General features: G+C 47.0%; 9 protein-coding genes. 6 read left to right on the top strand and 3 right to left on the bottom strand.

Annotated features, from left to right (window positions below; genetic code table 11):
* The first annotated feature begins 235 nt into the window (after window positions 1–235).
* The 5 genes from QUA47_RS02360 to QUA47_RS02340 all read left to right on the top strand — a co-directional run bounded on the left by QUA47_RS02360 (window position 236) and on the right by QUA47_RS02340 (window position 8453).
* Window positions 236–2194, top strand: a complete 1959-nt coding sequence (locus QUA47_RS02360; protein WP_333429573.1) for a CHASE3 domain-containing protein — start codon at window positions 236–238, stop codon at window positions 2192–2194.
* Complete coding sequence (locus QUA47_RS02355; RefSeq protein ID WP_333406404.1) at window positions 2157–2618, top strand: response regulator; 462 nt, start codon at window positions 2157–2159, stop codon at window positions 2616–2618. The genes QUA47_RS02360 and QUA47_RS02355 overlap by 38 nt, the downstream gene beginning before the upstream one ends.
* A gap of 180 nt (window positions 2619–2798) precedes the next feature.
* A complete protein-coding gene (locus QUA47_RS02350) occupies window positions 2799–4274 on the top strand; it encodes an ATP-binding protein (RefSeq protein ID WP_333429572.1) in 1476 nt (491 codons plus the stop codon).
* Window positions 4275–4700: 426 nt separating this feature from the next.
* Window positions 4701–7619, top strand: coding sequence for a response regulator (locus QUA47_RS02345; protein WP_333429571.1), 2919 nt, complete (start codon window positions 4701–4703; stop codon window positions 7617–7619).
* A gap of 336 nt (window positions 7620–7955) precedes the next feature.
* Complete coding sequence (locus QUA47_RS02340; protein ID WP_333429570.1) at window positions 7956–8453, top strand: hypothetical protein; 498 nt, start codon at window positions 7956–7958, stop codon at window positions 8451–8453.
* Between the two features lie 65 nt (window positions 8454–8518).
* Here the strand turns inward: QUA47_RS02340 and QUA47_RS02335 are convergent, their stop codons facing one another.
* The 3 genes from QUA47_RS02335 to QUA47_RS02325 all read right to left on the bottom strand — a co-directional run bounded on the left by QUA47_RS02335 (window position 8519) and on the right by QUA47_RS02325 (window position 13151).
* Entirely contained in the window at window positions 8519–8884 is a 366-nt protein-coding gene (locus tag QUA47_RS02335) for a response regulator transcription factor (protein WP_039886668.1), read from the bottom strand.
* A 322-nt stretch (window positions 8885–9206) separates the two neighbouring features.
* Window positions 9207–11543, bottom strand: coding sequence for a polysaccharide biosynthesis tyrosine autokinase (locus QUA47_RS02330; protein WP_333429569.1), 2337 nt, complete (start codon window positions 11541–11543; stop codon window positions 9207–9209).
* A 135-nt stretch (window positions 11544–11678) separates the two neighbouring features.
* Complete coding sequence (locus QUA47_RS02325; protein WP_333429568.1) at window positions 11679–13151, bottom strand: polysaccharide biosynthesis/export family protein; 1473 nt, start codon at window positions 13149–13151, stop codon at window positions 11679–11681.
* 205 nt (window positions 13152–13356) lie between these two features.
* Between QUA47_RS02325 and QUA47_RS02320 the strand changes: the two genes are divergently transcribed.
* Window positions 13357–14778, top strand: coding sequence for an O-antigen ligase family protein (locus QUA47_RS02320; protein ID WP_333429567.1), 1422 nt, complete (start codon window positions 13357–13359; stop codon window positions 14776–14778).
* Window positions 14779–14826: the final 48 nt, after the last annotated feature.

Raw genomic sequence — 14826 nt, 5'->3', positions numbered from 1 at the left:
GCCACCCTAGATTGTGTGGCGTTTGCCTGAATCACGAGACGTAAGAGAGCAATTTATGGCATTTCTGGCTTAAGGGGGATGCCAAAAGAATCGAAACTAAGTTACAAACAAGATCCAGCGCACATTTGAGCCTTAAATTTATAGTCTTTAGCCACCCTATAGGCCCGCGCCAAAAATTCGAGTAGTCCGCATCCAGTTAAAATAAAAAAAGCAGGACTCGCACAGCGACTATTTCATGAAACAATCACTGACTCCCCAAATCACGGCAGGTATCGGAATGGTCGTGGCCCTGCTAATTTTCAATGCGGCAACTTCCTACCGCAACACTCTCAAGTTAATCCAAAACGAACACTGGGTGAGCCACACTCACAAAGTTTTAACCGAACTCGAAGCTACGCTTTCCACCTTAAAAGATGCTGAAACCGGACAGCGCGGTTATTTGCTGACGGGAGAAGAACGGTATTTAGAACCGTATAACAGCGCGCTCGCCCGCATCAACAAGCAAGTAGTCGGATTGCAGCAGCTAACGGCTGACAATAAGCGGCAGCAACAGCGCCTTCGCGATTTGAAAATTGCGATCGACTCTAAATTAGCCGACCTTGAAACAACCCTCAATCTGCGACGCAAACAAAACTTAGCAGCAGCCGTGCGGCAAATAAAAACCGGTAGGGGAAAGCAAATCATGGGGGACATTCGGCAGCAGATAGCCGCCATGACTGCCGAAGAAACTCAGCTATTGCAGCAGCGCGCCCGAGAATCTAAAAAAAGCGCTCATTTGACAATCCTGAGTTTTACCGTTGCGAGTTTAGTAAATTTCCTGTTGATGCTGTTGGTTTACTATTTGGTGAAGCGCGATCGAACTTTGCGCGACAATGCCGAAATCAAGCAAAATCAACTTTTAGACCAGCTAGATCACGATCGCCACTCCCTACAATTAAGCGAAGAACGTTTCCGTCGCGCCATTCTCAACGCACCGCTGCCAATTATGCTGCACGCTGAAAACGGAGAAGTTTTGCAAATTAACTGCGCTTGGACAGAACTCTCAGGCTACGAATACTCAGAAATTCCCACAATTGAAGATTGGACAGAAAAAGCTTACCACAGCCGCCAATCGCTAGTGCAAGCACATATCGATCGGCTGCACCAATTAAACGCCCGCATTTCTGAAGGCGAATATATGATTTCCACAGCCAGCGGCGAAACTCGAATTTGGGAGTTTTATTCCGCACCTTTAGGCAAGCTTTCCGACGGCAGAAGTCTAGTAATTAGTACCGCCCTTGACGTAACTGCGCGCAAACAAGCAGAAGCAGAAATTCGGATGCTCAACGCTACGTTAGAACGGCGAGTGGAACTCCGCACCAATCAACTTCAAGCAGCTAACGAAGAATTAGAAGCTTTCGCCTATACCGTAGCCCACGATTTGCGTGCCCCCCTGCGGGGAATGCAAGGATTGGCTGAAGCTTTATTAGAAGATTACCGTGACATCCTCGACGAACTCGGTCAAGAATACGCCCAGCAAATTGTTAATTCTGGGCAACAACTAGAAGAATTAATCCAAGATTTGCTAGCTTACAGCCGCCTGAGCCGCACAGATTTATCGCTGCAAGTTTTGGACTTAGAATCTGCTGTAGCCGAGGCAATTGCTATGGTAAAAGCTGACGCTAAATCCAGGCAGGCTCAAATCAGTGTTCGAGCGCCCTTGCCTGCGGTAATTGCCCACCGCGTTACTTTAGTTCAAGTAATCGCCAATCTGCTCACCAATGCTATAAAATTTGTGGAAGGCACACCACCCCAAGTGCATATCTGGGCCGAGGAACTTGAGCTGCCTCAAGAGGGAGAGACAGACAGCGATACAGCGGGAGAATTGGAAAGGGGAACTGTGGGACAGTGGGAACATTCCCAGTTACTTATGGTCAGCCCTGTATTGCCAGTCCCCATAATCCGTCTGTGGGTAGAAGACAATGGTATCGGTATTGCTCAAGAACATCAAAAACGCATTTTTCGGGTTTTTGAACGGCTGCACGGTATCGAATCTTACCCCGGAACAGGTATAGGATTAGCTATTGTAAAAAAAGGAGTCGATCGCATGGGCGGTCAAGTGGGAGTGGAATCTCAAGTAGGACAAGGCAGTCGATTTTGGATACAACTGAGGAAGCATGACCCAAATGCAGACGATTTTGCTGGTGGAAGATAACCCCGTTGATATTCTATTGATGCAGCGGGCATTTCGCAATGAGACTTTTGCTAATACTTCGCTGCAAATTGTCCGAGATGGAGATGCAGCGGTTTTTTATTTAAATGGGGACGGAGAATACAGCGATCGCGATCGCTATCCTTTACCTGCGATAATTTTACTGGATTTGAAATTGCCTAGGCGATCCGGTCACGAAGTTCTAATTTGGCTGAGGCAGCAGCCGGAACTAAAACGCTTGCCGGTGGTTATGCTTACTTCTTCTAGGCAAACACCTGATGTCAAGCGAGCTTACGATTTGGGGGTGAATTCTTATTTAGTTAAACCAGTCGGGTTTGCTTCTTTATTAGAAATGATGCAGAGTTTTAACGAGTATTGGCTCAACTATACCGAACTGCCGGAACCGAGAGAATTTGGTGGTTTGTAGTGGCTGTTTACCGATTTTTATTGCTTGTTTCCTCGTTACCCGGCTGTTTATCGTAACGAGTGAATTAAGTTTTTACTGAGGAAGCCCGTCATTTTTTATTTTAAAAGGGCAACATCCAACATTTTTATTAGGAGTGATTGATCGGCACTCTAGCTAACGGCACCATTATAAATTGTTAAAGTGGTACACATTCTGGTAATTGACGACAACCCAACGGATCGGCTGCTTGTCAAACGCGAGTTAGAGCGGCAATTCTCGCAATTGCAAATAACAGAAATTCCCGACGATAAATTATTTGCGGAAGCACTGACTCGAGGCGGATTCCATCTGGTAATTACCGACTACCAACTACGCTGGACGAACGGTATAGATGTGCTTGAAACTATTAAAGCCCGTTATCCAGAATGTCCGATTGTAATGTTTACGAATACTGGCAACGAAGAAATTGCTGTAGAGGCGATGAAAGCCGGATTGGACGACTACATTATCAAGTCGCCGAAGCACTACGTCCGCCTTTGCGTTGCGGTTCGCGGCGTACTCGATAGAGTTGCCGCCTGGGAACGAGTCGCCCGACTAGAAAATCAACTTAATTCTCTGCTAGAACGCTTAAATGTCGGAGTTTTTCGAGCGACTTCCGACGGGAAGCTTTTGGAAAGCAATCAAGCTTTCTTGCGCTTGTTTGATGCCAGCAATTTAGCAGATGTCCAAGGGATTTATCTGCAGCAATTGTTTTTGCAACCGGTAGATTCAGGGGAGTCTCGGTGTCAAACTCTGGAAATTACATTTCCTTTGGCAGACGGTCGAGTAAAATGGATTCGCTTTACTCAATATCTCTACCGCGCCGAAGGTGAAAGTACCATTGAGGGATTGGTAGAAGATATTACGGAACTCAAGCAAGCTGAACTTGCTTTGCGCGAATTTAATGAAACTTTGGAAGAGCGGGTGAGAGAGCGTACTGCTGAGTTACAAGAAGTTAACGCACAGCTAGAATCGTTTACCTATTCAGTTTCTCACGACTTGCGCGCTCCTCTGCGGGGAATTTCGTTTTTTGCTGAAACGTTGCTCCAAGATAGAAGCAGCGAGTTGGATGCTACCGCCCAGGATTACTTGTATCGGATTAATGACGCTGCAAGTCTGATGAATACTTTAATCGAAAATTTGCTAGAGTACAGCCGCCTCAGCAAAGCTAACTTGCCGCTAAAAGCAGTCTCTCTGAATTTAATTGTGGCTGGCTCGATCGCGCAACTAGAGGCTGAAATTGCCCAAAAACAAGCTCGGATAACGGTTGTTGAACCGCTACCTACGGTGTTGGCCCATCCTGGTACGCTGCTGCAAGTCTTGGCTAACTTGCTCTCCAATGCTATTAAGTTCGTGCCGCCTGGGATAGAGCCGCAGGTGCGAGTTTATGCAGAAGCTGAGGAGGAATATATCTATCTTTGGGTAGAAGACAACGGCATTGGTATTGAAGAAAAATTTCAAGAGAGAATTTTTGGGTTGTTCGATCGCCTGCACGGTCAAGAAGTGTATCCGGGGACGGGAATTGGGCTGGCGATCGCTCGCAAAGGAGTCGATCGGATGGGGGGTGCGATCGGGGTGAAATCGACTTTGGGAATCGGTACCCGCTTCTGGGTAAAATTACGAAAGTGCGAGAGTTGAGGAAGCAAGTTCGGCAACGCGCAGTGAATCGGGATTTAAAAAAAGATGAGGTTCTACGCAAGAGGGTTTGAACAGCAATATTCGGCTGTAGCTCAAAGAATCAATCAACCCGCTGGTTCACACCCGAAGACAGAATAAACAATTAGTATAATGATAGTTAAGTAATCTCTTGCACCGTTACCGGCTGAGCAGGCTTTCCGATCGGTTTTACAACAACTTACTTAATTAATTTGCTTGTGGGCTCGCCCCTAAAAAGCTGGTTGAGGATATTACAAGCTTTAAAATATAATAAAATACAAGCAAATACAATAAAATTATTGGCAAGTCTAATTAACCCACCAAGTACATATTCAAATTGTCGAGATTGCTTAAGAACATATTATTAGATTTAAGAGTGTTTGCGCCCATATAAAAACTAAAAGGCTAATGCTGTCTATTCTGTTAATCGACGACAACCCGAACGATCGCCTGATGATCGAGCGAGAACTGAGGAAAACTTTTCCCGATTTAGAAATTAAATCCGTTATTGATATCCCAACTCTAGAACACATCCTGGCAGCCGGGGGTTTTGATATAGTAATTACCGACTACCAACTCCACTGGAGCGACGGATTAACTATTCTCCAAAAAGTTCACAGCCGCTACCCGAATTGTCCGGTAATTATGTGTACGGACAGCGGCAGCGAACAAGTGGCAGTCGAAGCTATGAAAGCCGGCTTAAGCGATTACGTGTTCAAAGGGCGGTACTTAAAGCGGCTGGCGGGGGCCGTGGGCGAAAGCTTGAAAAAACAGCAGTTGCGCGAGAACTACGCGAAAACGTCGGCGCAGTTGGCAATTTCGGAGGAAAGGCTGAGATTGGCGATCGAAGCCTCGAAAATGGGAATTTGGGATTGGAATGTATTAACTGGCGAGGTCGTTTGGTCGGAGGAACAGGAACTGTTATTCGGGTTGGAAAAAGGCAGTTTTCCGGGAACTTATGAAGCGTTTTTTGCCTGCATTCACCCGGATGACCAAGCCTCGATCGCCGACGCTCTTGCCTTTGCTTTAGAAAACAAAATAGAATACAAGTACGAATTTAGAGTCCTTTGGCCCGATGGCAGCTTGCACTGGATCGCGGCTAGGGGCAAGTTTTTTGATGATGATACGGGTAAATCGGTGCGGTCGAGCGGCCTGGTTTGGGATATTACGGATCGCAAATTATCGGAAGCCAGGGTGCAAGAAAGCGAGGAAAATTTGCGCTTTGCCCTAGAAGCAGCTAACACGATCGCTTTTACCTGGGATGTGGCATCGGGGGAAGTCCGCCGTTCGTCCAATGCCGAAACACAGATGGGTTTGGGCCCAAACAGCACCTTTGGTACTTTTGAGCAAAAAAAGAATGCGGTGCATCCAGAAGACCGTGAAAGGTTTTTGGCTGATGTGGATGCCGCACTCACCGGGACGGGAGTTTACGAGTCGGAATACCGCAAAGTGCGACCCGACGGCTCAGTGATTTGGCTTCACGAGAAAGGGCGGGTGGTTTTTGACGCATCCGGCACACCCCTCCGGCTGTTCGGCGTGGCGATCGACATTACGGGTCGCAAACAGTTAGAATACGACCGTTCGCGCGCGTTGGCCCGCGAGCAGTCGTATTTGCGCCGCCTGCAAAAGTTAACCTCCGCGTCAGTTGCTATCAACTCCACGCTGTCGGTGGCAGAAATACTTCAGTTAGCAGCAGATAGCGCCCGCCACATTCTCGAAGTCCACCAGGTAGCGGTTAACCTCGACCCTGCCGCCACCTGGGATGCGGGAATTAGCAAGTTTTCCATGTCAGAAAAATACGCCGCGTGGCAAGATTACTGCGAAGAGCCAGACGGTACGGGCATTTACCAGGAAGTTTGCCAGCACCAACAGGCGATGCGGATGACTCAAACCGAGTTAGAGGCTCACCCGGCATGGCGGAAGTTCGGCAAGGCTGCGGGGAAGCACCCGCCGATGCGGGGCTGGCTGGCTGTACCGCTGAGGACTCGGGACGGCAGAAATCTGGGATTGATTCAGTTGTCGGACAAGTATGAGGGGGAGTTTGCCGAAGATGATGAAACTATTTTAATGCAGTTGGCTCAGGCGGTGTCGGGGGCGATCGACAATGCCCGACTTTACGAGGAATCTCAGCAGGCAAATCGCATGAAAGATGAGTTTTTGGCAACTCTTTCTCATGAGCTGCGATCGCCCTTAAACGCGATTTTGGGCTGGGCGCAACTGCTGCTGCAACGCAGTTTGAGTCCGGCTGCTACTGGGCGGGCTTTAGAAACGATCGAGCGAAATGCTAAATTGCAAACTCAATTGATTGATGATTTGCTGGATATTTCGCGAATTATTCGCGGCAAGTTGACTTTGAATCCTTGTGCGGTAAATTTGATTTCCCTGGTGGAAGGAGCGCTGAATACGGTGCGGTTGGCTGCCGATGCTAAGTCGCTCGATTTGCGGTTTGCAATTGGAGATTTGGGTTTAGAGACTGCTGAATTTTCCAAGCTTGGGAAGGTTTCTGGCAATCCTGAATCTGAGTTAAATCCGAGATTTTGGGTATCAGGAGACCCTGGCCGCTTGCAGCAAGTAATTTGGAATTTGCTGACGAATGCGATTAAGTTTACGCCGCGCGGGGGGCGAGTTGAAATCCGGCTTTCGAGAGTTGATTCGGAGGTTGAGCTGGCTGTTACCGACACGGGAATTGGGGTTGCACCGAATTTTTTGCCTTACGTGTTTGACTCTTTCCGCCAAGCGGATGCTACGATTACTCGCATTTATAGCGGTTTGGGGCTGGGTCTGGCGATCGTGCGGCAGTTGGTGGAACTCCACGGCGGCACGGTTTGGGCCCAGAGTCCGGGACTGAATATGGGCTCGACTTTTACTTTCCGTCTCCCTGCGATGCAGGTAAATTCGATCCCAGACGAGGAAGCGCAGGTTTGGGCTGACGCTGGTAATTTACTGGGAGTTAAGATTTTGCTGGTTGATGACGAGGTTGATTCGCGGGAATTTATGAGGTTTGTCTTGGCAGATTCCGGGGCCACTGTCAAGGTTGCATCGTCTGCTGCTGAGGCGTTTGAGGTGGCTTCGCAGTTTAGCCCGGATGTTGTGGTCAGCGATATCGGAATGCCGGAGGAAGACGGCTATTCGCTGGTACGAAGGCTGCGTTCTTTGAACACACAGACAGGGAAATTTTGGGCGATCGCTCTGACGGCTTATGCTAGGGATGAAGACCGCGATCGTGCTTTTGCTGCGGGTTTTGACCGACATCTGTCTAAACCTGTGCAACCCGATGTCTTGGTAGAGACTATAGTCCAGTTGAGGCAGCAAGGGCTAACAACTTAAAAAAATCTCTTAATAATTGGGAATTGGTAATTGGAAATTGGGAATTAGGAATTGTGTTTTTAGTGACGACTTTAATGCTCGTAAAACTCGCTCGTACTTGCATTCCTGACTACAAATGTATAATGCTAATTTTACCGGATACAACCTGATTAACCCGACTGGATATCGACGGAATCGCTCAACTGAAAAATATAAAAAATTTGTATTTTTCAAACTATTCAACTTATTCTTGTGGGACTTTGCTTGTAGCCAGCCTAAGATATGCAATTTCTATGCCGATTAGGTGAGGGGTTTGTGTTAATATGCTAAAATATCCAACAACCACGCGGTAATTAGGTGGACAAACTTCAGACAGATATAGAGGCAATTTACTCTCAAATAGAGGAATTGCGCCTGGAACGCCAGCAGCTTAGTATTGCCGATGCTGTCCCAGCCGGTGATTCGCCCCAAGCGATCGCCGATGCTTATCGGCGTCACGCGAGGGAAACAGCACAAGTGTCGGCAGAAGTCAAGGGTATAGATGACGCGATCGCGGCTCTGTCTGCTCAACTGGCTCAGAAACAGCAGCAGTCGGTAAAGTTGCAAAGAATCACTCCGATGGAGCAGCAAGTTGAAGAAGGAAGATTGCTGGCTCAGGGACACGCGGAACGGATTAATGAACTGGCGGCGGAACTGGCGGCGGAAGTGAAGGGACTTAAAGCTATCGCCGACCAAATTAGCCCCAGCTACTGGCAGGTTTATTACAAACCTTTTATTACTGGTTTTAAGAGTATATCTGTTCCCTACGTGCGATCGGACGGGGATGTTTGGACTATTGTCAATCGAGTAGTTTAGAGAGGCTGCGGGAGCAGAAATAATAAGCGCTCAAGACAATTTTTTCCTGTCCCTATTCCTCAACCTCAACCTCGCAGCAATTGCTTAATAGTGCCGACCAATTCCTGAGGGTGAAATGGCTTGGCGATGTAAGCGTCGGCTCCTTGTTTCATCCCCCAATAGCGATCGAACTCTTCGCTTTTGCTCGAACACATTACCACCGGCAAATTTTGGGTTTTAGGGTCGCTTTTGAGCCGGCGACAGACTTCGTAGCCGTTCATCCGGGGCATCACGATATCCAGAACGACTAAATCTGGGCGGTTAGCCTTGATTTGCTCTAGAGCTTCTACGCCATCACTCGCTACCGTGACGTTGAGTCCTCTACCTTTGAGCAAGTCGGCGATCATCTCCCGCAGAGTGACGCTATCATCAACAACCATAACTGTACTCATAGAATAATCCCTACCAAGTTTCTGGGTTGAAACGTTCACATTAACGTTTACACTAACGTTCACCTTCAAAAGTGTCTTTTCCTGATTGAGATTGCGCTCTGCTAGATGTAGTTTACCCACTTTTGCTGATTTCTCAATCATTTTCTGAGTAATTACCGCAAAATTTAAAGATCCGCGCAATCTCGGTTGACACACAAGGCTATGTCCGTTAGTCTATCATTTTCTTTCTCAAATGGTACTATTATCACAAAATAAGGGTATAGCTTGGTTGTGCGTTTCCGGTTGAGGACGGCGGCGCTCGGCCGCCTGCATCAACATTTGTCTACTTAGGATTTTTCGTACCTAAAGCCGATAGTTTTTGGTCGTAGAGCGTCTCTAGAACGACCGGGCGCTGGCGGTAGCTCTGACCGGTGTTTTTGCAGCCGTTAGCAACGATTCCCAAGACGGAAGCTCCAGAAATTTTTAATTCTTCTAAAACTTTGCGAACTTGCGCTCGGTCTGTTTGCCCAATTTGGACGACCATAATCGTAGCGTCTGTATGAGCTGCGATCAAGTGGGTGTCTGCCAAGCCAGTTACTGGCGGGGTGTCATAAATTACTAAATCAAAAAATGCTTGAAATTGCTCCATCAGATACTGCATTTTTTTGGAAGAAAGAAGCTTGATCGGATCGGGGGCAATTTGGCCGGCGGTGAGTACGAACAAATTTTCTTGGTTCGGGGCTCGTTGAATCGCGTCGTTGAGGCTGAGATCCGTGGAGATGGCATCGCCCAGGCCACGCACGTTTGGCAGTCCTAACTTAGCGTGCAGTTGCGGGCAGCGCAAATCTGCATCTACTAACAATACTCTCTGTCCGACTGCTGCTGCTGTGGCTGCCAGGTGCAAAGCTACTGTAGATTTGCCGTCTCCGGCTACGGCTGAGCCGACTAAGAGCGATCGAATCGCCGTGCCTGCACTGAGCAAGTGAATGTTCGTGTAGAGCGATCGAAATGCTTCTAAAAATTGATAGTCCAAGTCGCTCAAAATACTTGGTTCTCCAATCTCCTGACCAGTATGTCTAGCTTGGCCCGGTTCGACTACTTCCACTTTCGAGTTCGAGCGAGCCGATTTTAGTTTTCTCTGTCTGGCTGGCCGTCTGCGCTTGACTTTCTTGGTAAACGGAATTACCCCGAGTATTGGCAATCTTGTGGCCATTCTCAGTGATTCTGGAGTGTGGAACACAGTATTTAGTACCTCTACGAGCAAGCCGACTGCTATGCCCAGCAGACTGCTTAAAATTACTGCCAGCACTAACTGTTTTTTGGTTTGTTTGACGGTAGCTGTTATAGGGTTGCCGAATTTGTCTAGCGGAATTTCCGGAGGATTTATCAGCACCCAGGGTATTTGCTGCTGAGCCGCATCGATCCGCAAGGCTTCTCGTTTTGCCAAGAAGTCCGAAAAACTCTTAGTAACTACTTGCAGTTCCCGCTGTAAATTGTCGTATTCTCGGGTTGTGACTGAAAAGTTTCTAATTTTTTGGTTGAGAGCATTTTGCAAAGCTGTCATTTCGCGATCGCGCGCTTCAATTTCTTTGATTTGGGTCTCTAAATTTCCCATCACCACTTCTCTTGCTTGTTGGGTGGCGGTTAAAATCAGTTCTTCCCGACTTTTTCGCAGCGCTAAAACTGGCAAACTGTCTTCTCTGTACTGAGCTAATTTTAATGACAATTCCGAGTCTATTCTCTGAATTTGACCTAATAGTCCGCCGTAAGCTTGTCCTTGGGTCATCAGCAGCCCCTGGGGATTATTTTCGTTGAGTAGTTTTTCATAGCTTTGGTAGAGGTTTCGCATCCCTTTTAGCTGAACTCTAATTTCTACTTGCTTGCCCCGAATGCTTTGAACTTGTTCCGAAAGAGATTTTCCCTCTATCTGGGGTTCAAACAAGTTGCTCTGCTGCCGCAGTCTTTGGACTTGCAGTTGCAGAACTTCCACTCTTTCTCGGAGCTTGGGCATCTCCGTATCTATAAATTTAATACCTTGATTAATGCCCATCAGCCGTTGCTGCAAGCTGTAATCTAGATAAGCTTTAGAAATTTTTTCCAATACGCGGTAAATTTTTTTTCGGTTTGAATCTTTGTAGCGAACTTGTAAAATTTTTGTGCCTTGCTGTTTGCCATCTTTCGTGTAGCTGATGCGCTGGATCGACATTTTTGATATCAGTTCGCTATAGTTCATTTTGGGATACGAAGCCCGCAATTCCTCAATCACTGGCTGCATCATTTTGGGACTTCGCAAAATCCTAATTTGGGTTTCGTAGTCTAGTAGGCTAATTCCTTCTATATTAATTCTTGCTAAGTCGGCAGCTTGGGTGTTGTTTAATTGTTTGGATTGCAAACCTTCAGCCGTGGCTGGTTCTACTAACAGGGAAAAGGAGCCTTCATACTCGATCGTTATGCTTTTAGAAGTGGCGATGATCGCTGTTCCTGCGAGGGCGCTCAAAGCAATGGTGGCTGCTGCCATGACCAGGAAGCGACGGCGCACGACGCCGAACAGCCAGGACAAGTCTAGCTTTTCTTCTTCTCTCTCCTCTCCGAAGTGATCTCTGTAGTTCTGAGCAGATAACTCCGGCAGTTTGCCATTCGATTTGGGTGTGAAGGGTTGGTAATCTTGTCTGCTATCCATATTCAGCCTAGGTATTTTTGAGGTTGATATTTTTGAGGTTGATATTTTTGAAGCGGGCAGGTCGCGGCTGGGTAATCTTATTGTTTAGTTTATTCTAGCCTTTGCCAGGAATTATCCACCTCACCCGCCGCCTTCTTACCTGAATAAAAATCGGAGAACGTTTATAAAATTTAACACTCCCGTCGCTGGGCCGACAGGCCCGATTACAGCGTTCAGGCGATCGACAAAATTGACGAGACCCCTGCGAGATACGATAATCATGTCGTTGTTGCGAAGTTGAGGATTGGTTTCTTCGTTAATTCCTTGACTTAAATCGATTTGGATCGTCCGTTTAGTAGCTGTACCGTCGGTATTGAGGCGGACTAGCTCAACTTTATCTCTTCTCGCTCTGGTATTCTCGTACCCAAAAAATCCTCTGGAAACTAAAGCTTGATTCAGCGTGGCATTAGCTGGGAGTCTCAAGGGATCGAGGGATGTTCTGAGTTCTCCTACTACAAAAACGTTAATGCCAGTGGGAGCAAAGTTAGTGCTAGCGAGCACACCAGCTTCTGCGGGGTTGACGATCGTAGCTTTGGGTACGATGATCGTGTCTCCCTCCTGGAGGATGGTATCTTGGGCGCCGTCGCCGGACTCTAGGAACTGCCACAGGTTGACTGGGATAATTTGTTCGCCTCTTCTGGTGACGCGCCGCACTTGGATTTGCCGGATGTCGGCATCCGAGGTGATGCCGCCGGCTAGCTGAATAGCCCGGATGACGGTAGGGAAACCTTCGCGGCTGAGGTCGTTTGTGGTGTTGCCGCCGATGACGACGTAAGCCCCAGGGCGGGTGACTTGACCGACGATGGAGATCGATCGAGGTTTTTCTGGGGGTGGCGAAAAGTTGGCCGTCGCAAATTGACGAGCTTCTGCTTGGTTGAAGTTGGCGACTGTGGGAATCACGATTGTGTCTCTGTCTTGCAAAATGATGTCTTGAGAGATGTCTCCTTCTTGCAAGAATTTCCACAGGTTGACGTTGAGCACTTGATCCGGGCCGTCTCGTTGGGGACGGCGGACGCGGATGTTGCGGATGTCAGCGACACCCGTGACGCCTTCTGCGAGTCTGATCGCTTGGGTGACGGTAGGGTACTGGACACTCGGCGAGGCTCCCGGGCCGGGAGTGAGGGTCATAATGAAGTTTCCGGGCCTGGTGACTTCTCCGATAACGCCGACGTTGAGGGGGCGGGCGGCGACGAGGCTGACTGTGACGATGGGGTCTTTGAGGACGCGACGGTAGGCGTTGCGGATGATGTTGGTGGCTTCTACTAAGGTGCGGCCGCGGACGGAGACCAAGCCGATTAGGGGCAGGTTGACTGAACCGTCGGAAAGGACTTCGTAGCCGCGGCTGAGTTCGGGTACTTCGAGTATTTCTACTTGGATGCGATCGCCGCCACCGAGTTTATAGCTTTCCGGCGATCTCGTAACGGGCGCAACATTCTGGGCTTGCTCTGCGCCTAGCGGGATGGGAAGTTGTGCCGGGGTGCTTCTGGCGTCAGCGATGACAGTGGAAGCAAACAAGACAACACCCACAACCGACCGGGCTATCTGTCCTGGAAAATGGGTGTTAACCATACACCACCTAATTTTATTGACTATGATTTATATAAGTGTAGCCTTTTTAGTGCTGGGCAAAAAGCTCATTATTTTAAGCTATCGCCCAAAAAAGGATGCTGTATTTTTGCTGTATGCCTAATTTCTGTGCTAGCGTGGTTGCGGGTTGACGGCTATATTTTATATCTATATAACTTGATCTGGTTTTTGATAAAGGAAAGCAATTATGACTCAACCAGTGTCTAAAGCAAATATGCTGAAGGAGCTGATTTTAGGTAGTTCTTCATTAACATGGATGCTAATTGCTATACTCGCGATGGCAACTATACTATTATTTCAATTTGCCAGCTATAAAAAAATTGGTTTGGCTTTAGAAAAAAGCTTTGCTATTTTATATATTTTCATCTCTCCCGTACTGACACAACCTCCTTTTAATTACTTGCATTTTATTAATTTAAAAGATCCCGAAGGTGGCATTTTAAAACTGCTACCTTATTTTTTTTACCCCTGGGTATTACTTATTTTGTTTTCACGAATTAAAATTTTTAGTAGCAATTTTATACAGTTTTTTGCTAAATTATTAATTATGAATTCTTTTTTTTTACTTTATACATTACTTCCATTACTGTCTACATTATGGTCCCTAGTTCCTGAAGAAACCCTAAGAGCAGGTCTAGCTTTTTCAGGATTTACTGTTTTCGGGTGTTACATTGCAGCGCAATATAAATGGGAAGATTTATCTCGTTTTTGGCGATGGGGATACACGGCACTCGGTTTGGCCAGTTTTGTAATGAAACCCCCTGGCTCAGGTGATTTTGTAGGCTTAACTCTATCTAAAAATTCTTTGGGGGGAGTCTTAGCTTTATGTACGGCATTTTGGTATTTGCATTATTCTCAAGGAGCTAAAACTCAGAAAGAACGCTGGATTGCTTTGGGAATGATGTTATTTTCATTTTACCTGGTGAGGGCTAATAAGTCTGGCTCTGCTCTAGTGATTACTATCATATTAATAATTGCAGTCTCCTCGCTAAATTTTCTAAAAAATTTAAGTTTTCAGTGGGCATTTACGGCGATTATATTTTTCCTGGTTTTCAGCATAATTATGACTGTTTTTGTAGTAGACAACCTAGAGGATATTATTGTAGGTGGGTTAGGCAAAGACTTGACTCTAACTGGGCGCACCGAATTCTGGCCACAGTTAATGGATGCGGTCAACCAGCGCCCCTGGTTTGGCTACGGATACGATGGATTTTTTCAACAAGATAAGTTAGGCTCGGCTACTCCTGCTTATTTTATTTATACTCCTAATGGATTTCAACCTAAAAATCCTCACAATGGGGGGATCGGTATCTTGTTAGCATTCGGTTGGCCGGGATTAATTCTAATGATGACTTCCTTGCTGCTCAATTTAGCTTACGCAGTTCGGTATTTGAGTCGTAGCACGCTGGAAGAAGCGGGAATACCTATTTGTTTTCTAGTGTCTATTATTATAAGCAATATCACAGAAGGTTATATTATAGATATAGGAAATCCTTGGCTGAGTTACGCAATGTTGACGGTTCGACTTGCGATAGATAATGCTAACAATAGTTCTAACAGTAGCACCAGTAACCCTCAAAGGCGTTCTTTAGCTCGCACTGTCCATTGAAGTAACCTTTATTGAACGGATCGTGAGTCAAGTTGTGGTATGTTGTTA

The organism is Microcoleus sp. MON2_D5 (assembly GCF_036701905.1).
Lineage (GTDB): Bacteria > Cyanobacteriota > Cyanobacteriia > Cyanobacteriales > Microcoleaceae > Microcoleus.
The sequence above is the reverse complement of the archived record's forward strand: the minus strand, read 5'-3'. Positions and strand labels throughout refer to the sequence as shown.

Excerpts from the sequence above, each read along its gene's own strand:
- QUA47_RS02355 (WP_333406404.1), top strand. The coding sequence starts at position 2,157 with ATGACCCAAATGCAGACGATTTTGCTGGTGGAAGATAACCCCGTTGAT.
- QUA47_RS02330 (WP_333429569.1), bottom strand. The coding sequence starts at position 11,543 with ATGGATAGCAGACAAGATTACCAACCCTTCACACCCAAATCGAATGGC.
- QUA47_RS02320 (WP_333429567.1), top strand. The coding sequence starts at position 13,357 with ATGACTCAACCAGTGTCTAAAGCAAATATGCTGAAGGAGCTGATTTTA.
- QUA47_RS02360 (WP_333429573.1), top strand. The coding sequence starts at position 236 with ATGAAACAATCACTGACTCCCCAAATCACGGCAGGTATCGGAATGGTC.
- QUA47_RS02345 (WP_333429571.1), top strand. The coding sequence starts at position 4,701 with ATGCTGTCTATTCTGTTAATCGACGACAACCCGAACGATCGCCTGATG.
- QUA47_RS02325 (WP_333429568.1), bottom strand. The coding sequence starts at position 13,151 with ATGGTTAACACCCATTTTCCAGGACAGATAGCCCGGTCGGTTGTGGGT.
- QUA47_RS02335 (WP_039886668.1), bottom strand. The coding sequence starts at position 8,884 with ATGAGTACAGTTATGGTTGTTGATGATAGCGTCACTCTGCGGGAGATG.